The organism is Hypericibacter adhaerens (genome assembly GCF_008728835.1).
Classification (GTDB): domain Bacteria; phylum Pseudomonadota; class Alphaproteobacteria; order Dongiales; family Dongiaceae; genus Hypericibacter; species Hypericibacter adhaerens.
Window position 1 is genome coordinate 3,218,825 of sequence record NZ_CP042582.1, and the last position, 22,963, is coordinate 3,241,787.

Annotated in this window: 22 protein-coding genes; 4 read left to right on the forward strand and 18 right to left on the reverse strand. The window is 65.4% G+C overall.

What is annotated here, in order from left to right; translation table 11 throughout:
* Positions 1–16: 16 nt before the first annotated feature.
* The 4 genes from arcA to FRZ61_RS26630 form a co-directional block, all read right to left on the reverse strand.
* The gene (gene arcA, locus FRZ61_RS14150; protein WP_151118343.1) at positions 17–1,246 is read right to left on the reverse strand and encodes an arginine deiminase; all 1,230 of its coding nucleotides are present in this window, start codon (positions 1,244–1,246) and stop codon (positions 17–19) included.
* Positions 1,247–1,309: 63 nt separating this feature from the next.
* Positions 1,310–2,785 carry an arginine-ornithine antiporter gene (gene arcD / locus FRZ61_RS14155; protein ID WP_151118344.1) on the reverse strand — a complete coding sequence of 492 codons (1,476 nt, stop codon included), beginning with the start codon at positions 2,783–2,785 and terminating at the stop codon, positions 1,310–1,312.
* Between the two features lie 291 nt (positions 2,786–3,076).
* Positions 3,077–4,216 carry a porin gene (locus tag FRZ61_RS14160; RefSeq protein ID WP_191909020.1) on the reverse strand — a complete coding sequence of 380 codons (1,140 nt, stop codon included), beginning with the start codon at positions 4,214–4,216 and terminating at the stop codon, positions 3,077–3,079.
* 107 nt (positions 4,217–4,323) lie between these two features.
* Complete coding sequence (locus FRZ61_RS26630) at positions 4,324–4,779, reverse strand: hypothetical protein (protein ID WP_225309299.1); 456 nt, start codon at positions 4,777–4,779, stop codon at positions 4,324–4,326.
* Here FRZ61_RS26630 and FRZ61_RS14165 point away from each other — a divergent pair.
* Positions 4,663–5,625, forward strand: coding sequence for an AraC family transcriptional regulator (locus FRZ61_RS14165; RefSeq protein WP_225309259.1), 963 nt, complete (start codon positions 4,663–4,665; stop codon positions 5,623–5,625). The two genes, FRZ61_RS26630 and FRZ61_RS14165, sit on opposite strands and share 117 nt — an antisense overlap.
* Before the next feature lie 33 nt (positions 5,626–5,658).
* Here FRZ61_RS14165 and FRZ61_RS14170 read toward each other — a convergent pair whose 3' ends face one another.
* Positions 5,659–6,258 carry a lipid-binding SYLF domain-containing protein gene (locus tag FRZ61_RS14170; RefSeq protein WP_225308808.1) on the reverse strand — a complete coding sequence of 200 codons (600 nt, stop codon included), beginning with the start codon at positions 6,256–6,258 and terminating at the stop codon, positions 5,659–5,661.
* Between the two features lie 85 nt (positions 6,259–6,343).
* Positions 6,344–7,189 carry an amino acid ABC transporter substrate-binding protein gene (locus FRZ61_RS14175; RefSeq protein ID WP_191909021.1) on the reverse strand — a complete coding sequence of 282 codons (846 nt, stop codon included), beginning with the start codon at positions 7,187–7,189 and terminating at the stop codon, positions 6,344–6,346.
* A 643-nt stretch (positions 7,190–7,832) separates the two neighbouring features.
* On the opposite strand from FRZ61_RS14175, the gene FRZ61_RS14180 reads away from it, so the two are divergent.
* Positions 7,833–8,111 (forward strand): hypothetical protein, encoded by a 279-nt coding sequence (locus tag FRZ61_RS14180; RefSeq protein WP_151118348.1) that lies wholly within the window; start codon positions 7,833–7,835, stop codon positions 8,109–8,111.
* Positions 8,112–8,199: 88 nt separating this feature from the next.
* Here FRZ61_RS14180 and FRZ61_RS14185 read toward each other — a convergent pair whose 3' ends face one another.
* Positions 8,200–9,795 carry a winged helix-turn-helix domain-containing protein gene (locus tag FRZ61_RS14185; RefSeq protein WP_225308809.1) on the reverse strand — a complete coding sequence of 532 codons (1,596 nt, stop codon included), beginning with the start codon at positions 9,793–9,795 and terminating at the stop codon, positions 8,200–8,202.
* A gap of 200 nt (positions 9,796–9,995) precedes the next feature.
* On the opposite strand from FRZ61_RS14185, the gene FRZ61_RS14190 reads away from it, so the two are divergent.
* Together FRZ61_RS14190 and FRZ61_RS14195 are read left to right on the forward strand one after the other, a co-directional pair.
* Positions 9,996–10,748 (forward strand): SDR family oxidoreductase, encoded by a 753-nt coding sequence (locus FRZ61_RS14190; protein ID WP_151118349.1) that lies wholly within the window; start codon positions 9,996–9,998, stop codon positions 10,746–10,748.
* A gap of 118 nt (positions 10,749–10,866) precedes the next feature.
* Positions 10,867–11,280 carry a cupin domain-containing protein gene (locus FRZ61_RS14195; protein WP_151118350.1) on the forward strand — a complete coding sequence of 138 codons (414 nt, stop codon included), beginning with the start codon at positions 10,867–10,869 and terminating at the stop codon, positions 11,278–11,280.
* Between the two features lie 61 nt (positions 11,281–11,341).
* On the opposite strand, the gene FRZ61_RS14200 is transcribed toward FRZ61_RS14195, so the two are convergent.
* The 11 genes from FRZ61_RS14200 to FRZ61_RS14250 form a co-directional block, all read right to left on the reverse strand.
* A complete protein-coding gene (locus tag FRZ61_RS14200) occupies positions 11,342–12,529 on the reverse strand; it encodes a fumarylacetoacetate hydrolase family protein (protein ID WP_151118351.1) in 1,188 nt (395 codons plus the stop codon).
* Between the two features lie 9 nt (positions 12,530–12,538).
* Complete coding sequence (locus FRZ61_RS14205; protein WP_151118352.1) at positions 12,539–13,309, reverse strand: enoyl-CoA hydratase/isomerase family protein; 771 nt, start codon at positions 13,307–13,309, stop codon at positions 12,539–12,541.
* 9 nt (positions 13,310–13,318) lie between these two features.
* Entirely contained in the window at positions 13,319–14,470 is a 1,152-nt protein-coding gene (locus tag FRZ61_RS14210; RefSeq protein ID WP_151118353.1) for a type 2 periplasmic-binding domain-containing protein, read from the reverse strand.
* Positions 14,471–14,475: 5 nt separating this feature from the next.
* Positions 14,476–15,669 (reverse strand): CaiB/BaiF CoA transferase family protein, encoded by a 1,194-nt coding sequence (locus FRZ61_RS14215; protein ID WP_151118354.1) that lies wholly within the window; start codon positions 15,667–15,669, stop codon positions 14,476–14,478.
* A gap of 28 nt (positions 15,670–15,697) precedes the next feature.
* Positions 15,698–16,465: an SDR family NAD(P)-dependent oxidoreductase gene (locus FRZ61_RS14220; RefSeq protein WP_151118355.1), complete on the reverse strand. Its 768-nt coding sequence runs from the start codon at positions 16,463–16,465 to the stop codon at positions 15,698–15,700.
* Positions 16,462–17,670, reverse strand: a complete 1,209-nt coding sequence (locus FRZ61_RS14225; protein WP_151118356.1) for an aldose 1-epimerase family protein — start codon at positions 17,668–17,670, stop codon at positions 16,462–16,464. Before FRZ61_RS14225 ends, FRZ61_RS14220 begins: the two co-directional genes overlap by 4 nt.
* 91 nt (positions 17,671–17,761) lie before the next feature.
* Positions 17,762–18,670, reverse strand: a complete 909-nt coding sequence (locus FRZ61_RS14230; RefSeq protein ID WP_151118357.1) for a sugar phosphate isomerase/epimerase family protein — start codon at positions 18,668–18,670, stop codon at positions 17,762–17,764.
* Between the two features lie 29 nt (positions 18,671–18,699).
* Positions 18,700–19,797: a Gfo/Idh/MocA family protein gene (locus tag FRZ61_RS14235; protein ID WP_151118358.1), complete on the reverse strand. Its 1,098-nt coding sequence runs from the start codon at positions 19,795–19,797 to the stop codon at positions 18,700–18,702.
* Between the two features lie 14 nt (positions 19,798–19,811).
* Positions 19,812–20,912 carry an ABC transporter ATP-binding protein gene (locus tag FRZ61_RS14240; protein ID WP_151118359.1) on the reverse strand — a complete coding sequence of 367 codons (1,101 nt, stop codon included), beginning with the start codon at positions 20,910–20,912 and terminating at the stop codon, positions 19,812–19,814.
* A gap of 2 nt (positions 20,913–20,914) precedes the next feature.
* Positions 20,915–22,012, reverse strand: a complete 1,098-nt coding sequence (locus tag FRZ61_RS14245; RefSeq protein WP_151118360.1) for an ABC transporter ATP-binding protein — start codon at positions 22,010–22,012, stop codon at positions 20,915–20,917.
* A 1-nt stretch (position 22,013) separates the two neighbouring features.
* Positions 22,014–22,958: a carbohydrate ABC transporter permease gene (locus tag FRZ61_RS14250; protein WP_151118361.1), complete on the reverse strand. Its 945-nt coding sequence runs from the start codon at positions 22,956–22,958 to the stop codon at positions 22,014–22,016.
* Positions 22,959–22,963: the final 5 nt, after the last annotated feature.

The following is a 22,963-nucleotide window of genomic DNA, read 5'->3' on the forward strand; positions in this document are numbered from 1 at the left end:
TCTGGTGTCGGTTCCGTCAGTAGGCCGGGTCGCGCGAAATCGGGCAGGTCATGCAATGACCGCCGCCGCGGCCGCGACCCAGCTCGGAGCCGCGGATGGTGATGACCTCGATGCCCGCCTTGCGCAGCAGCGTGTTGGTGTAGATGTTGCGGTCATAAGCGACGACCACACCCGGCTCCAGCGCCACGACGTTGTTGCCGTCGTCCCACTGCTCGCGCTCCGCCTCGTAGCCGTCGCCGCCGGTCTCCACGACCCTGAGCTTGTTGAGGCCCAGCGCGTCACGCACCACGTCGAGCAGCGGCTTTTCGTCCTTGCGGAACTCGAACTCGCCATCCTTGCCCGTCGGATAGGCGCTGAAGCACTTGATCTGGTCGACCACGTCACGGAACACCGTGACCAGATCCCGGTCGCAGAAGGTAAAGACGGTATCGAGATGCATGGCGGCCCGGCTCTTGGGCATGACGCAGCCGATCACCCGGCTTGCCGCCTTGTGCTTGAACAGGCTCTGGCAGACCTGGGCCACCGCCTGGCGCGTCGTGCGCTCGCCCATGCCGATAAGCACGATGCCCTTGCCGATCGGCATGACATCGCCACCCTCCATCGAGGCGCCGGTGAAATCCTCATCGGAATCGCCCCACCAGATATGGAAGTCCGCGCCCTTGAAGCGGGGATGGAACTTGTAGACCGCCCGCTGCAGCAGCGTCTCCGGCTTGCGGGCCGGCCAGAACATCGGGTTGACGGTCACGCCGTTATAGATCCAGCAGGAGGAATCCCGCTGGAATATCGTGTTGGGAATCGGCGGGATGATGAAATCCATGCCGCCCTGGGTCTCGAGGAGAGCGCTTTTGCCCTCGATCTCGGGCAGCTCCTTGATGGCGATCCCGCCGATCAGATACTCGGCGAGCTGCTTCGATTCCATCGTGTTGAGCCAGGGCCGGAGCGCGCGCCCGGTGTGGATGCCGACGAGGTTGGCCGAGAGCCGTCGATCCAGGATGAAGTTCCGGCCGTCATTGGTATCGAGGGTTTCGGCCAGCAAGTCGTGAAGCTCAAGGACCTCGGTGCCCCGCTCCTTCATCTTGAGCACGAAATCGTAATGGTCCTTCTGCGCCTCGTGGACCCAGATCACATCGTCGTAGAGCAGCTCGTGGCAGTTCGCCGGGGTCAGGCGCTGGTGCGCGAGCCCGGGCCGGCAGACCATCACGGTCCGCAGCTTGCCGACTTCGGAATGGACACCCAGTTCGCTCATTTGCATCCTCCGATTAAACGTCCGTAGAAGTCTGGATCGACGGCACGTCAGTTCGTCAGGCTCTCAGAGGGGGCTGATTTCGCCCGTCCACATCAGCCAAGCCGCCAGCAGCGCCAGTGCCACCAGCGCGATGGCGATGATCGTCTCGACGCCGCTGAAGATCCGTCCACCTTGCTCGCGCCGGGCCTTCGCATAGACCAGGATCCCGGGGGCGAACAGAACGGCGCACATCAGCAGATATTGCAGGCCGGCCGCATAGACGAGCCAGACGCCGTAGATCGTGGCGACGGCGCCGACGATGATCTGGGCGCCGCGCCCCTTCTCGCCCGGCTTGTAGCCTTCGCCGGTAAGCGCGAGCTTCAGCGCGTAGGCGCCCGAGAAGACGTAGGGCGGCAGGATCGCGACCGAGGCGATGAAGTAGAAGAACTGATAGGCGCTCTCCGAGAAATAGCTGAGGATCAGGAACAGCTGGATCAGGCCGTTCGTGACCCAGAGCGAGTTGATCGGCGAGCCGTTGCTGTTCTCGGCGGCGAACCATTTCGGGAAGGTGCCGTCGCGCCCGCAGACGAAAGGGATCTCCGCGCAGAGCAGGGTCCAGGCGAGATAGGCGCCGCCGACGGAGACGATCAGCCCGAGATTGATCAGCGCCGAGCCCCAGGCCCCGACCAGCGGCTCGAACACGCCCGCCATGGACGGCACCTTGAGCCCGGCCAGCTCCGGCTGGCTCAGGATGCCGGTCGAGAGCAGCGAGACCAGCGCATAGATGCCGAGGCAGCCGACGAAGCCCAGCACGGTGGCGCGCCCGACATCCGACCGCCTGGCCGCGCGGGAGGAATAGACGCTGGCGCCCTCGATGCCGATGAAGACCCAGACCGTGACGAGCATCGTGCTCTTGACCTGGTCCATGATCGAGCCCAGGCCGCCCTGCCCGGCGGCATCCGGCTGGCCCCAGAAATTGAAGGTGAACTTGTTCCAATGGAACGCGATGATCGCGACCAGCAGGAACAGGAAGATCGGCACCAGCTTCGAGATCGTGGTGATGACGTTGATGAAGGCCGCCTGCCGGATGCCCTTCAGCACCAGGAAGTGAATCGCCCAGACGCCGACCGAGGCGGCGATGATCGAGGGCAGATTGTTGCCGCTGCCGAAGAGCGGGATGAAATAGGACAGGGCCGAGAAGATCGCGACGGCATAGGCGACGTTGCCCAGGAACGCGCTGATCCAGTAGCCCCAGGCGCTGTTGAAGCCGATGAACGGCCCGAAGCCGGCCTTGGCATAGGCGTAAGGGCCGGCATTGAGATCGGGCTTGCGGACGGCCAGATCCTGGTAGACGAAGGCCAGCATCAGCATGCCGATGCCGGTGACGAGCCAGCCGATGATGATCGCGCCCGGCGAGGCTCCCTTCGACATGTCGGAGGGAAGATTGAAGACGCCGCCGCCGATCATTGATCCGACGACCAATGCGATCAGCGGCGCCAGTGTGAGCTTGTGATCGGCCGGCTTCGCCGGTGCATCGACGGTCTGAACCGTGGTAGCCATGATCCCCCTCCTCTGCCTGTCGCGGCCCTTCATAGAGGCTCCGACAGAGTCCACTCATGACGTAGATCAATAGGCGAGAGAGGCAAGCCGAACTGTTATCAAACTAAAACATTTCGGCGAAGGCGCAAGCGGAGCGCACCGCCGGCTAAACCTCACCTCACAAAGCGGTAACAAGCGGCAGCGTCAGAGACAGGCCCGCTCGGCCGACCGATAGCTCCGACAGGTGATTTCACCTAGATACGAGGAAAAGGATGGGGAGCGTTCCGCAGTGCAGCATGGGGTATGCTGCGGTCAGAAGCCGATATAGAAGCCAACACCCGCCTCCCACGCCCGATAGCTGTTGTGGCCGGTATCGCCGCCGGCGTTCAAGCCGTTGTAGCCCAGCATCCCATCCAGCGAGATACCGGGAGACAGATCGTAGCGGCCCGTGAACTGGACGATGTCGAGCTTGTCGGACGAACCGCCACTGCCGGCATATTCGTAGTTGCCATGCGACCAGGCGAGACCCGCCGTCCAGGCGTCCCAGTTGTAGGTGGCACCGACGCCGGCAACGAAATAGTCAGCGCCGCTGGCGCTCTGCCAATTGACGCGGTAGAGGCCGCTGGTGCCGATCGTGAAGCCCCCGTAGGTGACATCCAGATGGCCGTCGAAGGTCCAGGTGTCCTCCACATTGCCGAAAGCCGGCGTGCCTTTCACCTCCCACTGCGCCCAGGCGCCGCCGATCCCGAAGGCGACGCCGACGCCGTTGAAATCGTGGTCCCAGTTCACGGCGCCGGCGACGTCGTTCTGAATCTGTCCGGTGTTGTTGCTGAAGGTCGTGCCACCCGGACCCGACCAGTAGGAATAGCTGTCCTCGCCCCGCCGATCGGGGGCGAACGATACGGCGAAGCTGAATCCGTAGAAGGTCGGGCTGAAGTAGATGACCTTCGTCGCGTCGCCCGACATGCTCGCGAGCGTGCTGTTGGTCTGGAAGAAGCCGTTGGTGAACCCGCCGTGATCGTTGCCGAACTCGAAGAACGGCGTGTCGACGCCGAAGATGTTGGAGGCGGAGGGAATGATGTATTGCAGCTGCTCGGTGGCGTCGTCGTCGTCGCCGAAGCGAAGCTGACCCCAGCCACCTTTGAAGTAGGCCCAGACCTCGTCGATCTGATCCTCGGACTGCAGTCCCTCGAGCTGGATCGTGGCGCCGACGGTGAGGCCGTTATCGAGCGTCGTCTCGCCCTGGAAATAGACTTCCACATCCTGCCGGAACACGACATCCCGGGTGTGCTGCCCCGCATCCCCGTTGCTGTCCGACTGGTCGAGGAGAAGGCCGGCCGCCGCTCCGTAGTAACCGCCTATCGTTAGCTGAACACCTTGCGCGGCATTCGCAGTGCTCGCGACCATGCTGGCCGTGACGATGGCGGTCGTGCCCAGCAGAATCCGTTTCATGTGCCCCATCCCCGGACCGCCCAGAGGCAGTCCAGATCCCTGTTCGGAGGACGGACTCAATGTCCTCCTTCGCCAAGGAAGCGCCCCGTGCGACACCAGGCCGGTCCCTAGCCAATCGGCCAGATGCGCTTGTACCTTTCGATTGCACAGATAGCATGCATCAATAAAATGCTCTTGATCCTTTCTGACAAACAAGAATGCACGGTCAAAATAAGCGAGCGACTCCAAGCTCCCATGCCTCCGCGGCCAAGACCGCATCGATTTAGAATGATTTCAATCCCATTGAAAATTACCCCCATGCCGGTGCGCGGCTTGCGCGCGCCGCTGACCAAGGGACAGTCAATGTGACTGAACAATCGGCTGGCACGGCCCGCCTCAATGATATTCGGTCGCCCCGAAACGAGGGTCGCCAACGGGTCGGTGTTCTCCTCGAGGTGCCGCAGGTCTTGCGGAGTCTGGGCCATGAGCCCGCGGATGTTTTCCCATCCGCGGGCCTGGAGCTCTCGATCCTCGATAGCCCCGAGAACGAAATCACATTCGTCGCCATGGGGCGGCTCCTCCATGCCTGCTCCCAGCGGACGCGCTGCGAGCATTTCGGGTTGTTGGCGGGGCAGCGGCTCGCATTGCAGTCGCTCGGGCTGGTCGCCGAGTTCATGCAGACCGCCGGCACGCTCGAGCAAGCTCTTCAGGATCTGGTTTTCGGTCAGGCCCGGAATGCCGACGGTGCCGTCTGCTATCTCCGGCGCATGGAGCATTTCTCGGTTTTCGGCTATGCGATCTACCAGCCGGAAACGCCCGGCATGAACCAGATCATCGATGGCGCTCTCGCCCTGGCGCACAACGTCATCACAGCGCTGGCCGGAAAGATCGTGATCGAGGCCGCGTTCTCCCACACGGCGCCCGCCGACATCGTCCCGTTCAAACGGGTCTTCGGTGACCAGGTGCGTTTCGACGCGGAGGAGTCCGGCCTGCTGCTGCCGTCCTCCGCCTTGCGCTCACCGATCAGAACCGGGAATGCCGGGCAACGGGCGCAGATTCAGGCTGTTCTGCAGGCCCATTCGACATTTCGCAACCCCGACGTCTCGTCCCAGGTGAAGCGCCTGCTTCGCACGCGCGTGATCTCCAGCGAGTCGTCGATCGAGGAGATCGCGCGGCTGCTCTCCTTGCATCCGCGCACCCTGCTTCGCAAGCTCAAGACGCAGGAAACGACCTTCCGCGAGCTGCTGAGCGAGACCCGATTCGAGGTCGCCTGCCAGCTTCTCGGCGGGACGCGTTTGAGCATCACGCAGATCAGCTCGGCCATCGGTTACGCGGAGACCGCCGTCTTCAGCCGCGCGTTCGAGCGCTGGTCGGGCCTGCCCCCGTCGGAATGGCGGGCGGCCCGGAAGCGAAGTGCGCCGCCGTCTTAGGCGCGACGCCGCCTCCTCGATCCTCCGACCGGCCTAGCGATCGATCTTCAGGATCTTGGTACCCTCGATGCCGAGGCCGGCCATCAGTCCCTGCTGGCCGAAGATGTAGGCATAGATCTCGGCCTGCAGCGTCGTGGTGGTCATTTTCTTGCCGAAGCCTTCATCGGCCACGACGATGGAGGGGCCGACGCCGATCTCCCATCCGTCCGACTTGTTCAGGTAATTGATCGCGTTGGGCGTCATCAGGAATAGTACGTAGCTGAAGCGCTGGATGCCGACCTGCAACCCGTAGGAGGCGGCCGAAGAGCTGTAATAGGCCACGGTCTTTCCGCCGACCCGCAGCGCGCCCTCGCCATAGGCACCACCGATCAGGAAGCCGGCCTTCGCGATCTCAGGGAAGATCAGGATGCCCTGGGCCTTCTGCCCCAAGGCCTTCGCGCCTTCGTCGCTGGCATAGAGAGACTGGAGCGCGCGGGTCGCATCGGCGTCGATCTCCGGTCCGGACCCCGTGATAGCTCCGGCCTGGCGGGGCAGCAGAGCGACCGCCCCGGCCGCGGCCATGGCCCCGAGCAGCAAACGGCGGGCGAAGGGCCTGCGGAACGCCCCATCGTCCCTGCCGGCAATCCTGTTCATCGGAACCTCATCCCATTCGTCGCGACATGGTATCGATCTCGGCTGCCCCCGATCGATACCGGGGACAGCCACGGAACGGACACTTCTACTCCGGCAGGGCGCTGGCGAGGAAGAGCGCTTCGAGGATGGGGCCGGGAGGCCGATCGCCGAAGTTGGTGCGCAACAGATGCGTCAGCTCCTTGGACACGAAGATCTGGCTGAGGGCGCGATCCACCGCCACGCGGAAATCCTCGTCGTCGCGCCGCAGCCCGAGCGCATAGGTTTCCGCGCTCAGCATCAGGTCGCCGATCTTGAGCTGGTCGGAATTCGACTGCTTCAGCAGATCCACCAGGATGCCGCGGTCGCCGAAGAAGACCGAGATCTGATTGGAGGCGAGCGCCTTGGCGCCCTCTTCATAGGTGTTGAAAGTGACGATGTCGGCATTGACCTCGAGCTTCTTCAACGTGTCGCGCAGGACCGTCTCGGTCGTGGTGGCCGATTTCACGCCGACCTTCTTGTCCCTGAGGTCGTAGAGAGAGCTCGGACCGTCGGCACGGTAAAGGACGGCGGCGCCGGTGATGAAGACGGGCACCGAGAAGCTCACGATCTCCCGGCGCTTGAGCGTGACCGTGTCGGGCCCGCAGAGCAGGTCGACCTTGTTCTGCCGCAGGGCGTCGAACCGCGTTTCGGTCGTCACCGTGACATATTGGGTCTTGAGGTCGGGCAGGCTGTAGTTCGCCTGCAGACGCCGCACGACCGCATTGCAGATATCGACCATGTAGCCTTTGGAGGTGCCGTCGGCGTCGGCATAGGAGAAGGGCTTGGTATCCGCGCGCACGCCGAGGCGTATCGTCCCGTTCTTCTTCAGGTCGTCGAGCGTGCCCGCTTGCGCCGCCCCCGCACCGATGATCATCGTCACGGCAAGGACCAGGCCCACCGCCGCGCCCAGCAATCGAAACGATCTCCAGCATTCCCGCATGTCCGGCTCCATCTCCCCGTGGATTGCACCCACCGAAGCGCCCGGTCAGGCGAGCCTTCCCGACGCTCCGATGTCTCGGGTGTCCCTTGGGCCGATCATGGTCGCTCTATGACCCCGGTCCCCGCTCCTTCAAGGATGGGGCGAAACCACACTCCCGCCCAGCCCCTAATTGGACCTTTGTCCTATTCTTCGCCGCGCCGCGAAACACGCGTGACGCTTGCATGTCGAGAATCGGTCCAACTTCCCGGGGCTCTGCGTTGAAGAGACGGCGTCGAGGAATAGGGAAAGTTGGGTAGCGGACCCCGAGGCCGCCGCCATCCTCATTTGTTAATAGAAATCAAGGGGCGGAACGGCCGCCTCCCGCGGCTTCACGGTACCGGGTGGCGGATTCCAAGGCGGTGCGCCGATCGCGGGGCCCGGCCAACATTAACGCCGGGCACAGGTTTGACATCGCGTCGAGAGGCTCGGGACGCATGGCGGGCCTCGGAGGCAACGGGTCGGCTGGTGTATCCTGGCGCCCCGGGGCGAGCCGGATCGGGGGCAGGGCGTGTCACCCTGCCGAACAGTTCGGGATCCAATCACGAGATCCCCGCCCGGAAAAAAGAGGAGTCCAACGATGACGACGAAACTTCTGATCGCCGCTGCCGCTGTTGTCGGCGTGGTTTTCTCCACCGCCGCGATGGCGACCTCATACACGGCCAACAACAAATGCGCCATGTATGCGCGCGATCTGGGATGGGATATCGATCTCATGGGCCCGGGTGGCAAGACGGATGCCGCCAGCCAGGCGCTGACTCAGGGTCAGGATGAATGCTCCAAGGGCAAGTTTGACGACGGCATCGCCACCATCACGGGCGCGATCAAGGAGCTGGGGCTGCCGGTCAACGAATATTGAGATTGCGGCGCCCTCTGAGGGACGCCGGAGCGGAAGCGGCGGGCCCGCAAGGGCCCGCCGTTTTCCTTTCCGCCGAAGGCCTATCCCGTCATTCCGGCAGCCCCGCCTTCCGCAGACCCTCGGCAAACACCGCAAGGTCCTGCGGCCGGCGGATCGGGAGCCAATCGGCCAGCTGCGAGATCCGGAGCGCAGGATCGAGCTGGCGCAAATGGGTCATCGCCCGACTGGCCTCATGAGGCCGATCCGCCAGCGCATGGCAGGCCGCGATGATGGCGACGACCATCAGGAAGCTCGGCAAGTGGCCGAACGACTTCTCGGCCCAGGACGAGGCGACGTCGAAGCGCCCCGCGAACATATGCGCCGCCGCCAATCCGGCCTGCATCCGGTAGATCTCGGGATCGAGAGGGCTCAAGCGCAAGGCGTGCGTGAAATGCCGGATGGCGCTGTCCGGCTCGCCGTTCCAGGTCCTCAAGAATCCGCCGAGGAACCATGCCGACGCGAGATTCGGATTGAGCGCGAGCGCCCTGTCGATCAGGGCGATGCCGCCCTCCAGGTCGCTGGTCAGGTGGCTGAGCGCGTGACCGCTGCGCGTGAGGGCGACCGCATCGTCTCCGCCCCGCTCGACCGCCAGACGCGCCAGACGGACTCCCTCGGCGATCTCCCGCGGCCGGTCGGTCATCCATCCGTTGACCTTGCGCCAGAAATAGCACCAGGCCGCCATCCCATAGGATGAGGCGAAATTCGGATCGAGCTCGAGCGCCTGATAGAACTGGGCCAGCGCCTCGTCGATGGCCTCCCGGGTGCCGCCATGCAGGTTCGCCAGTCCGCGCAGGTAGTAGTCGTAGGCGCCGAGGCTCTCGGTCGGCTTGCGTTTCGCGCGCTTGATCTCCGCGCGCTCCAGTTGCGGGGCGATGGCCCCGACAACGCTCGCGGTCAGCTCATCCTGCAGCTCGAAGATGTCGTGAATGCTGCCTTCGAAGCGTTCCGACCAGAGATTGGCGCCCGTGGTCGCATCGACCAGCTGCCCGGTGATCCGCACGCGGTTCGCCGCCTTGCGCAGGCTGCCTTCGAGCAGGTAGCGCACGCCCAGCTCCCGCCCTATCCGCTTCACATCGACCGTCTGCCCCTTGTAGGTGAAGCTCGAGTTGCGGGAGATGACGAACAGCCAGCTCATGCGCGACAATGCCGAGATGATGTCCTCCACCACCCCCTCGACGAAGTAGTCCTGGGTGGGATCGCCGCTGAGGTTGAGGAAGGGCAGCACGGCGATCGACGAACGATCCGGCAGGGTCAGTCCCGGGGCGGAGAGTTCCTGCAGCCTGGCCGGGGGCGATCTCTCCGAGGAATCGGATTCCCGCACCTCGCCCACGAACCGATAGCCCTTGCGGGCGACGGTGCGAACCAGGCGCTGCTCCTCGCCGCTGTCCCCGATCGCCTTGCGTACCGCGTTGATGTGGCTGGTCAGGGTCGATTCCGAGACGATCCGGCCGCCCCACACCGTCTCGATCAGGTCGTCCTTGGTGACGACGCGGTCGCGATTGCGCAGCAGATACATCAGCAGGTCGAAGACCTGCGGCCCCACTGCGATCGTCTCGCCGCCGCGGGTGAGCTCCCGCCGGTCGGGGTCGAGCACATGATCCCCGAAGACGAGCCTCACCGCTCCCTGACGCGCGCGAGCATCCATGCCGCCTGTCCAACAAGCAATTGATAATAGGGGAATTTGGTGCGGCCGGTCGCCGGCCCCGACCTTTCCGCCAGGAGATACTACCGCGACCCGCGATCATTTTTGGACAAAAACCCAAGGCAAATTGGAGGCTGCCGCAAAGTCTTTCCGCACAGGCCCGCCCATCCTTCGTCCATCGATTCTTGCACGGAGGAATCAACATGAAGATCGTCGTCATCGGCGGCACCGGCCTCATCGGGAGCAAGGTCGTGTCGCATCTTCGCGAAAAGGGCCACGAGGTCATCGCGGGCGCGCCCAGCACGGGCATCAACACGATCACCGGCGAAGGACTGGCCATGGCCATGGCAGGGACGCAAGTCGTCCTCGACCTTGCCAATTCGCCGTCGTTCGAGGACGAGGCCGTGATGACCTTCTTCAAGACGGCCGGCCGCAACCTCCTGGCTGCGGAGGCGGCAGCCGATGTGCGCCATCACATCGCCCTCTCGGTCGTCGGCGCCGATCGCCTGCCGACAAGCGGCTATCTCCGCGCGAAGATCGCCCAGGAGGATCTGATCAGGGCGTCCGGCATTCCCTACACGATCATCCGCTCGACCCAGTTCTTCGAGTTCGTTCCCGGCATCGCCCAATCCGCCACCGACGGCCAGACGGTTCGCCTCTCGCCGGCCCTTCTGCAGCCTGTCGCTTCCGACGATGTCGCCGCACTGGTGGCCAAGACGGCCTTGATGGCGCCGCAGAACGGCATCATCGAGCTGGCGGGACCGGAACGCATCGGTCTCGACGACCTCGTCCGGCGCTACTTCCGTGCCAAGCGCGATCCCCGCAACGTGGTCACGGACATTCATGCGCGCTATTTCGGCGCCGAGCTGAACGACAAGTCACTGACCCCGGACGCCAACCCGCATCTCGGCACGGTGCATTTCGAGGATTGGCTCGGACGCGCCGCGGCACGGTAGCCCGCCGCCTCCGGCGGCGTCGATCCAGCGCCGCCGTGCCGAGCCTTGCATCCAATCCAGAGCAGCAACCGGGGCCGGCGAGCCAGACAGGCGCCGGTCCCAACCACGGAGGAACAGAATGTTCTCGCGGCTTTTTTACAGCGCCATTTTCGCGGCTCTCGCGCTGTCCCCCGCTATGGCCGACGACGCGTCGAGGTCCAAGGTGACCGTGGTCTTCGACCATGTCCTGCCGAACGTGCCCGGCAAGAGCATGCGGGGCGTGCTCGTCGAATATGAACCCGGCGGCACGTCGGCGGCACATACCCACCCGAACTCCGCCTTCATCTACGCGACGGTCCTGGAAGGCGCCATTCGCAGCCAGGTCAATGACGGCCCGGCGACGGTGTATCGCGCCGGCGAGAGCTTCGCCGAGCTGCCCGGCGACCATCACGCCGTTAGCGAAAATGTCAGCGACACCGAGCCCGCGCGACTGCTGGCTGTTTTTGTCGTCGACACCGACGAAACGAACCTCGTCATCGACGACCAGCCGTGAGGGAACGGTCCGGTCGTCGCGGCCATGATGCCTGGGCGGCACAATAGGAACGGCGACGTTGCTAGATCAGCCCGCGTTTGGCCAGGTTGCGCATCAGCTGGCTGGTGCCGAAGCGCCAGGCCGGGGCCTTGTCGCTGGTGACGACGCGGTTGGTCAGGCTGCCGAGGGTCGGCGTGGCGATGGTGACGATGTCGCCGATCTCGTGGGTGAAGCCCTGACCCTTGCCCCGCCGGTCCTGGATCGGCGCGAACATGGTGCCGAGATAGAGCACCACCCCGTCGGGATACTGGTGATAGGGCCCGATCAGCTGATGCACCAGATCCTCGGGGTCGCGGCTGATCTCGGCGATCGAGGAGCCGCCCTGGAGGCGGAACTGGTCCGGCCCCTCGACCCGCAGGCCGATATCGGCCTTGCGCACATGGTCGAGGGTGAAGCCGCCGTCGAACAGCCGCAGGAACGGGCCGATGGCCGAGGAGGCGTTGTTGTCCTTGGCCTTGCCCAGGAGCAGCGCCGAGCGGCCCTCGAAATCGCGCAGATTGACGTCGTTGCCGAGCGTGGCGCCGACGATGCGCCCGGCCGAGGAGACCGCCAGCACCACCTCGGGCTCCGGATTGTTCCAGACCGAGCCCGGATGGATCCCGATCTCGGCGCCATGGCCGACCGAGGCCATCGGCTGGGCCTTGGTGAAGATCTCGGCATCGGGCCCGATCCCCACCTCGAGATATTGCGACCAGAGCCCCTTCTTGATGAGCAGCTCCTTGAGCGCCATGGCCGCCGGCGAGCCGGGCTTCAGCGCCTTGAGATCGCTGCCGATGGCGGCGACGATCTCGGCCCTGACCCCGGCCGCTCGCTCCGGCGCACCCCGCGCCTGCTCCTCGATCACCCGCTCGATCAGCGAGGTGACGAAGGTCACGCCCGAAGCCTTCACGGCTTGCAGATCGATCGGTGCCAGCAGCGAGGGCCTGGCCTCGTTCCGTCGGTCGGTCGGGGTGTTGGCCAGGATCTCGGCCAGGCCGCCGATCACCTCGCCTTTGGCGGCCTTGGCGGCCTTGGCCGGATCGGATTGCTCGCAAAGCTGAGAGACCGTCGGAAAGGCGGCCGTGATATCGACGACCGTCTCGCCATCGAGCCGCACGACCGAGGGCCCCTCGAGCTCCGGCCGCCAGACCCGCCCGATCAGGGTCGCGGACCGGGCATCGTTCGGCAGGGTCGTCGCGACCGACAGGGTCAGCGGCAGGGGATGGCTCATGACGGTTCCTCAGCGGCGCTTGAAGAGCGGCGCGCGCTTTTCCTTGAAGGCCTGGCGCCCCTCCATCGCGTCCTCGGTCGCGAAGCAGACGGTCTGGAGGTCGCGCTCGTATTCTATAGCCTTGTCGAGCGGCATCGAGAAAGCGGCGCGGAGATTGAGCTTCGCCGTCTCAGCCGCGATCGGCGCCCGCGCCGCGATGGCGGCGGCGATCTCACGGGCCCGGGCCTGGAGCTTTTCCGCCGGCACGATCTCGCTCACCAGCCCCCAAGCCAGCGCCTTCTCCGCCTCGATCGGGTCGCCGGTCATGATCATGAGCGCCGCGTTGGAAGGCCCCACCGCATGGGCGAGATGGACCGCCATGCCGCCGCCGCCGATCCAGCCGAGCTTGATCTCGGGTGCCGCGAAGCGCGCATTGGGCGAGCAGATGCGGATGTCGCAGCTCATCGCCGTCTCGAGCCCGCCGCCGAAGGCATAGCCATTGACCGCCGCGATCGAAGGCTTCACCAGCTTGCGCACGGCGTCGCAATAGTCGGGACGCGAGCGGAAGGCCCAGGGCGTGGGATAGGTGTCGAGCTCGCGGATGTCGGAGCCGGCGCAGAAGGATTTCTCCCCCGCTCCCGTCACGATCACGGCCCGCACATCGTCGTCATGGTTGCAGCGCTCGGTTGCCTCGATGATCTGCTGGATCATCTCCGGCGTCATGGCGTTGAGCTTGGCCGGTCGGTTCAGCGTGATGATCGCGACCTGGTTCTCGACCGTACAGAGGATGTTCTCGTCCATCTCCAACCTCTAGAGTTCGGCGTCCGGCGGCCGATGCGCCGCATAGCAATCCTGCAGCCGGTCCGCGATCGGGGCGGCGCCCTGCCCTTCGGCCAGGCCGTCGCGCAGGATCGCCGAGGCTTGCGTCTGGAAGGCGATATAACCGTCGAAGCGCGGCCGCACCCAGGCCAGTTCCAGGGTGCGGAAGCAGTTCTTGTAGAAATCGCCCCAGGCCGCGTTCACGGCAACATCCTGCCAGGATTCGCGCCGGCTGGGCTGACCATCATGGGTCGGGATGAAGCCGGTCTGAGCCTCGGGCGCCATCAGCCAGCGCAGATGGTCGAGCAAGGCCGGCGTCGCCTGGCAGCGCCGGCTGATGGCGATGCCGGTTCCGCCCAGGGTGGAACCGGGCCGGCCCGTTGCCGTCGCCGCCGGCGCATCATGGAAGGCCACCCGCCGCGCCTTCGGATCGCGCGGCGCCGCATAGTTCACATAGCCATAGACCAGCGGGCAGAGCGCCAGATCGTCGCCTGACGCCATGCGGCACAGGATGCCGATGGGATTGAGCCCCCTCGCCGCCGGGAGGCTGCGCGCCGCCAGCGGCCGCAGGATCTCGAGCGCCGCCGATACGGCCGGCGGCGGCAGGAACCGGCCCGGCTCGCCCGCGCCCGGCGCCGTTCCCAGCGAAACCGAGATCGACATCAGGCTCAGGATCGCATGGGGCCCCGCCAGCGACAGGCAGACTGGCAGTTTGTCGGGCAACGCCACCACCTCGCTCCAGGTCCGCGGCGGATCGCGATCCAGGAGATCGGGGCGCAGCGCCATCACCTGGGTCGCGGCATCGAGCGGCAGCGCCCAATGCGAGCCCGCGTAGCGGTAGCTCGTCAGGCAGGGGCCGATCGTGTCCCGTCCCCAGGCGGCGATCTCCTGCGGCGCGAACAGCGTCTCCAAGGGCCGCAGGCAGCGCTTGGCCACCGCCTCGCCGATATGGGGATGATCGAGCACCACGATGTCGTAGCGCCGGCAGAGATCGTCGATCGGATGGGATTCGAAGCCCTCGAGCGGCTGGCGGTCCCAGCGGATCGTCAAGCCGTCCTTGGCCTCGCTCAGCCCCGCGGCGGCGGCCTCGAGCGCCTTGTAGCCGCGCGGATGATCCCAGGTCAGGCCCTCATAAGCCGGCATGACGGCTAGACTTTGGTCTCGGCGAGCGCGCCCGATTTCAGCAGCGCATCGATGCGCGCATCGTCATAGCCGGCGGATTTGAGGATCTCGCGGGTATGCTGGCCCGCGAGCGGCGCGCCGCGATCGACCTTGGACGGGGTCTTGGAGAACTGGATCGGGAAACCCGGCGTCTTCACATGGCCTTCGGTCGGATGGTCATATTCGACGAAGGTGCCGTTATGGAGGATCTGCGGGTCCTTCACCAGATCCGCATAGCCATAGACGGGGCCGGCCCAGATGTCGTTCTCGGCGAAGAGCTTCAGCCATTCGGCCGAGGTCTTGGCCGCGAGGCGCTGGCGCGTCTTGGCGAAGATCTCGTCGCGGCGCGTCCAGGAATCGACCTCGTCCTCCATCGTCAGGAAGCTCTCCTCGCCGATGAGCGCGCCGAACTTCTTGAGGCTCGGAAAGGCGACGATGATGGGGTTGTCCTTGGTCGCGAAGGCGCCATAGGGCGCGCGGATATAGACATGGGCATGGGGCTCGGCCGAGCGGGTCTGCGGCTTATGGGCCACCGTGAAGATCGAGAGCTCCTGCATCTGAAGCGTGGTGATGGCATCCAGCATGTTGACCTTGACGAGCTGCCCTTCGCCGGTGCGCTCGCGATGGAGCAGCGCCGCGAGCGCGCCCTCGAAGGCCGTATAGGCCGTCACCGCATCGACCAGATACTGCCCCGCCGGGGTCGGCGCCTCGCCGGCGCGCCCCGCTGACAGCATGGCGCCCGACATGCCCTGCAGCACCAGGTCCTGCCCCGGCTTGTCGATATAGGGGCCGGTCTCGCCATAGCCCGACATCGAGACATAGACCAGCTTGGGGTTGACCTTCGACAGGCTCTCATAATCGACGCCGAGCCGCTTGGCGACGCCCGGCCGGTAGTTCTGCAGGAAGACGTCGGCCGTCTTCACCAGGTCCAGCAGCACGGCCTTGCCCTCGGCCGATTTCAGGTCGACCGCGATCGAGCGCTTGTTCCGGTTGAGCGAGAGGAAGGAGACATTGACGCGGTTGCCCTTGGCGCCGCCCGCCGAGACATGGCGCTGCCATTCGCCCGTCACCGGCTCGACCTTCACGACATCGGCGCCCAGATCGCCCAGGCGCTGCGCCGCGAACGGCCCCGCCATGGCGATCGAGCAGTCGAGGACGCGATAGCCGGAGAGGATACCCATGATCGAAGAAACCTCGTTGAAGCCCGGTTCAGTGCATGACCCAGCCGCCATCGACATTGAGCGTCTGGCCGGTGATGAAGCTGGACTGGTCGGAGACCAGGAACAGGATGGCGTTGGCGATGTCGGTCGCGGTGCCGCGGCGCTTCAGCGCCTGGTGGTCCAGCACGAAGCGCGTATAGCCCTCGGGATCGGGATGGATCTTCTCGGCATCGGTCGGGAAGGCGCCGGGCGCGATCGCGTTGACGGTGATGCCGAAGGGCCCGAACTCGCGCGCCCAGGCGCGCGTCAGCCCCACCAGCGCCGCCTTGGAGGCGACATAGGGCGATAGCAGCGCCCAGCCGCCATAGAAGGTCACGCTCGAGATGTTGACGATCCGGCCCCAGCCCTTGCGCTTCATGTCGGGCAGCGCCGCCTGCACGCAGACGATGCCGGCATCGACATTGACCCGCTGCACCGCCTGATGCTCCTCGACCGTGAACTGGTCGAAGGGCTTCGAGGGATAGATCGCCGCGTTGTTGATCACCACATCGAAGCCGCCCTCGCGCTTGGCGATGGCCGCCAGCCGTTGCGACAAGCCGTCCAGGTCGGCCAGGTCGATCGGCTCCAGCACGATCGAGCCGGGCCCCGCCGTCTTGGCGGATTCCGCAAGCCGCGCCGTCTTCACCGGATCAGCGTCGACCGCGATCACCCGAGCCCCTGCCGCGGCCAGGGCCAGCGAGGTGTCGTGACCGAGCCCGCCGGCGGCACCCGTATAGAGGACCGTCTTGCCCTTGAGCGGCGTGGCGTTCGCGGTCATGCGGATGCTCCTCCGCCTTCGCGCGCCTTGGCACGGCCGGGGATCGGGTCCCAGCGGCCGCTGGGCACCGGGTAGTCGGCGTCGGGCTGCCTGGCGATGGCGGTGATCCGCTTCTCCATCGCCGCGATCTCCTTGGCGCCGTCCAGCACGGCGAAGCGTGTGCGGTAGCGTTTCTCCTCGCCATGTTCGAGCCAGATCAGTTCGCCTCGCTCCTGGGCGAAGGGCTTGCCATAGACATGGTTGGTGGCGGGTTCGATGCCGATCGCATACTGACCCTCCTGGAAATTCTGCCATTGGAACTGGCAGGGAAATTCGTTCTTGTTGGTTTCGACGACGAAACCCAGCCCCAGCGCGTCGTTGACCACGGCAACCGGCACCTGGCCCTTCGCGTCCGCTTCCATGGCATGCTGCCAGACCTGCTCATGGAAATTGTGGCGCGGCGACGGCAAGCGGCGATAGCCCACGCCCTGGTCCTTGTAGGCATCGGCATGGGCCGCCCAGACGGTATGGGCGACCGGCGCCAGATAGCGCGAACCCTCGGCCAGCACCGGATGGCCGATATTGATGTGGTAGCAGAACATATGCGGCGTCCGGTAGAAGCCGTGATTGACGACGCGGTCCTCCAGCGTGAACTCGTTGGCGCCGAGCTTCGCCTCGATGCGGCGGATCAGATGAAGATCCTCGCCGAACACCGCCGACTGCTGCACCACGCCTTCGCAGAAGAGCGTGCATTCGTCGCCGTCCCAGCGTTCGCCGTAAGAGAGCAGCTTGCCGGGAATGGTCGAGATGCGGCCATGGATCGAGCTGCTGACCGACTTGCGGTGGACATAGTGGTAATGGTCGGCCTTGTCGTCATGCATGAAGAGGATGTGGTCGAGGCCGCAAGTCACGACCAGGCCGGAGAAGGAGCGCAGCCAGGCGAGCCCGCCCTCGCCTTCATATTCATGCAGGCCCGGATGGCGGAAGCCGGCCGGCGAGTTCCAGCCGATCGCGGCCCCCTTGTATTCGCAGTCGGCCAGGTCGAGCGCCCGGTCGATCAGCACCGTGAAGCGCAGCCCCGAGCCGGTGCGGAACTCGAGCATGCGGATGCCGCGCTCGACGCCGTCGCCCAGCGTCATCAGCCGGACGCCGGCGAATTGCGACAGCGTGCCGGCATGGGCCGCCACCTCGCGACGGGTGAGGGAGCGGCCGAAGAGCTGCACCATGATCGAACCTCGAAAGCCTGTTCAAATCCAAACCAGATCGGCGAAGAAGGCCCGCACCTCCCGATGCCGGCCTTCCTCGCCCGTGATCCCGTCAAAGCCCCTGGGCGCGCAGCTTGCCGTCGATGAACTTCTTCGCGCGCGGCACGTCCGATTCGTCGAGATGCTCGATGATGATCGGGATGTTCGGGTGCTTCTCGCTGAGGCGCTTCAGGTAATAGTCGTAATTGAGCGAACCCAGGCCCGGGGCCGGCAGCTCGATCTCGCCGACGCCGCGGAAGGTGTGCGATTCCGCGGCGTCGATATCGGCATGCTTCTCCGACTTGTCGCTGCCCGAGCGCTTCACGTCCTTGGCATGGGAGATGCGGATCTTGTCGGCGAGCGTGTCGAAGATCTGCTTCAGGATCCCGTCCATGCGGTCGATGTTGTGGGACTCGAAATAGTTGGTCGGGTCCATCAGCAGGCCGAGGCCGGGATGATCCACCTCGGCGAAAAGCCGCACCGTCTCCTCGACCGAGCCCACCACGTTGTTCACATAGGTCTCGAGCAGGAACTGGGCGCCATGGTCATAGGCGAGCTGCGACAGCTCCTTGATCACCGCCTTGCATTCCTGGAAGCCCTCCTCGGTCTTGTTCTTCGGATGGGCGACCCAGTCGGACTCCGTGTTGAAGGTGCCCGTCTCCGAGATGACGTAGGGCGTGCCGAAATTGCGGGCGTTGCGGATGATCGCCTTGAGATAGTCGAGGCGCTTCTTCCGCTCGGCGGGGTTCGGGTGGGTGATGTTGGTATAGCCCGAGATGCAGCAGATCGGCAGATCGTGGTCGCGGAAGGTCTCGCGCACCGTCTTCGCCTTCTCCTTGGTGATGGAGTCCGGCGTCGAGAAATCGATGTCCTTGAAGGCGAGATCGAGCTGGACCGTGTTGAAGCCGAGCGCCCGGATCTTCTGCGCCTGCTCCTTGAGCGTGTAGGGGAAATATCCCGTGAAAATGCCGACCTGGATCATGGGTTGTCCTCCTCCGATGATGGTCTTCTTCAGATGGGAAATTCGTCGAGCCGCACGGCGCGCCGCTCGGCCATCGAGCGATAGCCGGCCTCGACCAGCGCCATGGTCTTCACATTGTCCTGGCCTTCGAGCAGCGGCCTGGTGCTGGTCTTGAGCGCGTATTGGAGCTGTTCCATCACGCCCTTGAAGGCGTTCGGGAACCACATGGTGGACCAGGTGGGCTGCACCCAGCGCCCGCCGGTCGCCGTCTTGGAGCAATAACGCAAGGTCGAGGGCGAGCCTTTGGGATAGTCGGGCCAGCCGATCGTGCCCTGGGCAACGCCATCGGTCCCTTCCACCCGCCACTTGATGTAGATGTCGGACTCGTAGCCCTCCTCGCGCGGGCCGCTCCAGACATCCTCCATCGAGACCGCCATCACGCCCGAGGGAAAGGACAGGGTCGAGACCGTGATGCCGTCGCGATGCGGGAACTTGGTGCGCGGGTCGGAACGGACCGCCGTGTAGATGTCGGTCGGATCGCCGAACAGGAAGCGCAGCACGTCGAGATGATGGATCGACATGTTGAGCAGGGTCAGCCGGTCATACTCGTGCAGGAACGGCTGCCAGTGCGGGATCGCCCGCATCTCGATCGTCGCCAGCACCGGCATGCCGAGCGAGCCCTTGTCCAGGATCTGCTTCAGCACGCGCATCGACTGGTCGAAGCGCATGTTCTGGTTGACCGAAAGCACCTTGCCGGCCGCCTTGCACTCGGCCGCGATCCGTTTGGCCTCCTCGAAGGTCATGGCCAGTGGCTTCTGCGCCAGGATCGCCTTGATATGTTTCTGCTTCAGCGCATGGCGGATCAGATCGGGCTGCTGGTCGGGTGGAAAGGCGATATCGAGGATCTCGACGCGGGTGTCCTCGATCAGCTTCTCCGGCGTGTCATGGACCGTGCCGATGTTCCAGCGCTTGGCCACCTCGGCCGCTTTCGCCTTGGTGCGCGAGGCGATCGCCACCACGGGGAAGCCCCCCTCGTGATAGGAAGCCAGATGCACATCCGCCATGATGAAGCCGGCGCCGATGCAGCCGATCTTGAAGTCGCGGCAGCGGACTTCCGGATCGGGGGAAAAGCCGAGTGCGTCCGTCATGGGTTCCCTCTTCCTTATGCGGCGGCGTTGGTGGGCGCGCCATGCACGAAGGCACGGCCGTCCTCGCCGGAGAACAGATGGATGCGGGCGGGATCGAGCGTGATGCCGATGCGCTCGCCGAGCCTGAGCGCCGTCTGCCCCTGGACCAGCGCGCGCAGGATGAGCCCGCCATAATTGACGTCGACGATCGTGAAGCCGCCCAGGGGCTGCAGCTCATAGACCTCGGCATGGGCGGCATCGGCCCGGTCGGGCGACACGATGCGGACATCCTCGGGCCGCACGCCGAGCTCGACGGCGCCGTTGCCGGCCTGGGCGCGGTTGGCGAGCGTGACGCGCAGATCGCCGCCGTCGGCCCGGAACAGCGACTGGGCCGGGTCCATGCGGCCGGGGATGAGGTTGATCGGCGGCGAACCCACCAGCCGCGCCACGTAGCGGCTGGCCGGCGTCATATAGACGTCGCGCGGGCTGCCGAGCTGCCGGATCTCGCCCTGCTCCAGCACGGCCATGCGGTCGGCGACCGACATCGCCTCCTCCTGGTCGTGCGTCACATAGACCAGCGTGCGGCCGAGCTCGGCCTGGATGCGCTTGAGCTCGACCCGGGTCTCCTCGCGCAGCCGCGCATCGAGCGCCGAGATCGGATCGTCCATCAGATAGGCGTTGGGCTCGACCACGAGCGCGCGGGCGATCGCCACGCGCTGGCGCTCGCCGCCCGAAAGATGGGCCGGCAGCTTGTGGAGGATATGGCCGATATGGAGCTTCTCGGCGACCGCCGCGAGGCGCGCTTCCGCCACGGCCGGCGCCACCTTGCGCTCGACCAGCGGGAAGCGGATGTTCTCGCGCGCCGTCATATGCGGAAAGAGCGCCAGGTTCTGGAACACCATCGCGACGTTGCGCGCGGCCGGCGGCAGCAGCGTCACCTCCTTGCCGCCGATCCGGATCTCGCCCTGGTCCGGCGTCTCGAGCCCCAGGATCAGCCGCAGGATCGTGGTCTTGCCCGAGGAAGGCGGCCCGAAGAAGCAGAAGAACTCGTTGTCGGCGATGCGGAAGGACAGGTCCTTGACCGCGACCGTCTTGCCATAGCTCTTGGAGACATTGACGAATTCGATCTCGGCCATCGTCACACTTCCAGGATGGCGCGGCCGCTGCCGGCATCGAACAGCCGCACCCGGCCCGGGCGCGGCACCAGCCGCAGCCGCTCGCCGGTCGTCACGGCCACGAGGTTCTCCGACACGATCTTTGCCGTGCGGTCGCCCGCGGCCAGATGCAGGATGGCACGCGGTCCGATGCGCTCGACGAACACCACGGGCATGGACAACCCCGCCCCGCCCTCCGATGCGAATTCGAGATCCTCGGGACGCACGCCGAAGAAGACTTCCTTGGCGCCGGCCTTGCGCAAGCCTGCCGCCAGCGGCGCCGGCAGCGCCTCGGAGCGGCCCGCGGGACCGCAATCGACCGCGAGGCTGCCGTTCTGCTCGATCACCGTGCCGGCGATGAGATTCATGCCGGGGGCGCCCAGGAAGCGCGCCACGAAGGTGTTGCAGGGGTTGTTGTAGACCTCGAGCGGGCTGCCCACCTGCTGCAGCAGCCCGTGATCCATGACCGCGATGCGGTCGGCCATGGTCATGGCCTCGAGCTGGTCGTGGGTCACATAGACCATGGTCTGGCCGAACTCGCGCTGCAAATGCTTGAGCTCGGTGCGCATCACCGCGCGGAAGGCGGCGTCGACGTTGGAGAGCGGCTCGTCCAGGAGGAAGATCGACGGATTGACCGCGGCCGAGCGTCCGATCGCCAGGCGCTGCAGGATATTGACCGAGAGCTTGGCGGCCGGCCGGTCGAGATAGGGCTCGAGCTGCAGCAGGCCTGCGATCTTGGCGACCTTTTCCTCGATCTCCTTCGGCGGCAGGCGGCGCACCTTGAGACCGTAGGCCAGGTTCTGGCGCACGGTCATGTGGGTGAAGATCGCGTAGTTCTGGAACACGAACCCCACGCCGCGCTTGCCCATCGGCACCTGCGAGACATCGACCCCGTCGAACATCACCCGGCCCGAGCTCGGGTTCTCCATGCCGGCGATGATGTTCATGGTGGTGGATTTGCCGCAGCCCGACGGGCCCAGCAGCGCCATGAACTCCTTGTCGCGGATTTCGAGGTCCATCTGCTTGATGGCCGCGAAGCCGCCGAAATGCTTGACCAGGTTCTGGAGGTGGATCGCGGCCATGTCAGCTCCTCCGCGCGATCCGCCGCAGCCCCATATTGGCCACGATGGAGAGCGTGATCAGGATGAAGAGCGCGATCGCCGCCACATAGGCCCAGGTCAGGTCCTGGGTCGTGATCTTGTAGATATAGACGGAGATGGTCTCGGTCGCGACGCCGGGGCCGCCGCCGGTCATGACATAGAGCGTGTCGAAGATCTTGAAGATCTCGACCACCCGGATCGCCAGCGCGATCACGATCACGATCTTGATGCGCGGCAGCATGATGGTGACGAAGCGCTGCCACCAGGAGGCGCCGAGCAGCGTCGCGGCGCGGAGCTGGTCTTCCGGCACGCCGATCAGTCCCGCCAGCAGGATCAGGAACATCAGCGGCGTCCATTGCCAGACGTCCGCGATCATCACCGCGATCAGCGCCAGGTTCGGATCGGAGAGCCAGGCGATCGAGACGTCGAATCCGGTGAGGCCCGAGATCAGGCCGTTGATCGGCCCACCCGACTGGAACAGCATGAAGAACATGTAGCCGGCGACCGACGGCACCACCATCATCGGCGTCAGCAGGATCGAGTAGAACAGCCGCTTGCCGATGAAGTTGTCGATGAAGAGGACGGCGAGCCCCAGCGCCAGGAAGAACTGCGCCGGCACGCAGACGATCATCACCAGGAAGGTGCGCTTCAGCGCCGCCCAGAGCCGCGTGTCCTGGATCAGGTCGACGAAATTGGCGAAGCCGTTCCAGCTGTCATAGGCCTGGACCCAGCTCACCCCGTCCAGCGGCGACCAGTCCGTCAGGCTGATATAGATCTGCATCAGCAGCGGGAAGACCGCGATGAAGAGGATCAGGATCTGGGTCGGCAGCGTCATGCGCAGGCCCAGCCGCCGGCCCTCCTCGGCCAGGGTCGCGGGCTTCGGCGGGTTGTCGGGTCGCGTCGTGGTCGCGGCGGTCATGGCGCTCATCGTCC

What these genes read in the sequence shown, in the direction of transcription:
- FRZ61_RS14195 (WP_151118350.1), top strand. Translation starts at nt 10,867, where the DNA reads ATGTTCTCGCGGCTTTTTTACAGCGCCATTTTCGCGGCTCTCGCGCTG.
- FRZ61_RS14250 (WP_151118361.1), bottom strand. Translation starts at nt 22,958, where the DNA reads ATGAGCGCCATGACCGCCGCGACCACGACGCGACCCGACAACCCGCCG.
- FRZ61_RS14245 (WP_151118360.1), bottom strand. Translation starts at nt 22,012, where the DNA reads ATGGCCGCGATCCACCTCCAGAACCTGGTCAAGCATTTCGGCGGCTTC.
- FRZ61_RS14240 (WP_151118359.1), bottom strand. Translation starts at nt 20,912, where the DNA reads ATGGCCGAGATCGAATTCGTCAATGTCTCCAAGAGCTATGGCAAGACG.
- arcD (WP_151118344.1), bottom strand. Translation starts at nt 2,785, where the DNA reads ATGGCTACCACGGTTCAGACCGTCGATGCACCGGCGAAGCCGGCCGAT.
- FRZ61_RS14185 (WP_225308809.1), bottom strand. Translation starts at nt 9,795, where the DNA reads ATGGATGCTCGCGCGCGTCAGGGAGCGGTGAGGCTCGTCTTCGGGGAT.
- FRZ61_RS14230 (WP_151118357.1), bottom strand. Translation starts at nt 18,670, where the DNA reads ATGATCCAGGTCGGCATTTTCACGGGATATTTCCCCTACACGCTCAAG.
- FRZ61_RS14220 (WP_151118355.1), bottom strand. Translation starts at nt 16,465, where the DNA reads ATGACCGCGAACGCCACGCCGCTCAAGGGCAAGACGGTCCTCTATACG.
- FRZ61_RS14205 (WP_151118352.1), bottom strand. Translation starts at nt 13,309, where the DNA reads ATGGACGAGAACATCCTCTGTACGGTCGAGAACCAGGTCGCGATCATC.
- arcA (WP_151118343.1), bottom strand. Translation starts at nt 1,246, where the DNA reads ATGAGCGAACTGGGTGTCCATTCCGAAGTCGGCAAGCTGCGGACCGTG.
- FRZ61_RS14180 (WP_151118348.1), top strand. Translation starts at nt 7,833, where the DNA reads ATGACGACGAAACTTCTGATCGCCGCTGCCGCTGTTGTCGGCGTGGTT.
- FRZ61_RS14200 (WP_151118351.1), bottom strand. Translation starts at nt 12,529, where the DNA reads ATGAGCCATCCCCTGCCGCTGACCCTGTCGGTCGCGACGACCCTGCCG.
- FRZ61_RS14215 (WP_151118354.1), bottom strand. Translation starts at nt 15,669, where the DNA reads ATGGGTATCCTCTCCGGCTATCGCGTCCTCGACTGCTCGATCGCCATG.
- FRZ61_RS14190 (WP_151118349.1), top strand. Translation starts at nt 9,996, where the DNA reads ATGAAGATCGTCGTCATCGGCGGCACCGGCCTCATCGGGAGCAAGGTC.
- FRZ61_RS14235 (WP_151118358.1), bottom strand. Translation starts at nt 19,797, where the DNA reads ATGACGGACGCACTCGGCTTTTCCCCCGATCCGGAAGTCCGCTGCCGC.
- FRZ61_RS26630 (WP_225309299.1), bottom strand. Translation starts at nt 4,779, where the DNA reads ATGGAGGAGCCGCCCCATGGCGACGAATGTGATTTCGTTCTCGGGGCT.
- FRZ61_RS14170 (WP_225308808.1), bottom strand. Translation starts at nt 6,258, where the DNA reads ATGAACAGGATTGCCGGCAGGGACGATGGGGCGTTCCGCAGGCCCTTC.
- FRZ61_RS14210 (WP_151118353.1), bottom strand. Translation starts at nt 14,470, where the DNA reads ATGCCGGCTTATGAGGGCCTGACCTGGGATCATCCGCGCGGCTACAAG.
- FRZ61_RS14160 (WP_191909020.1), bottom strand. Translation starts at nt 4,216, where the DNA reads ATGAAACGGATTCTGCTGGGCACGACCGCCATCGTCACGGCCAGCATG.
- FRZ61_RS14225 (WP_151118356.1), bottom strand. Translation starts at nt 17,670, where the DNA reads ATGGTGCAGCTCTTCGGCCGCTCCCTCACCCGTCGCGAGGTGGCGGCC.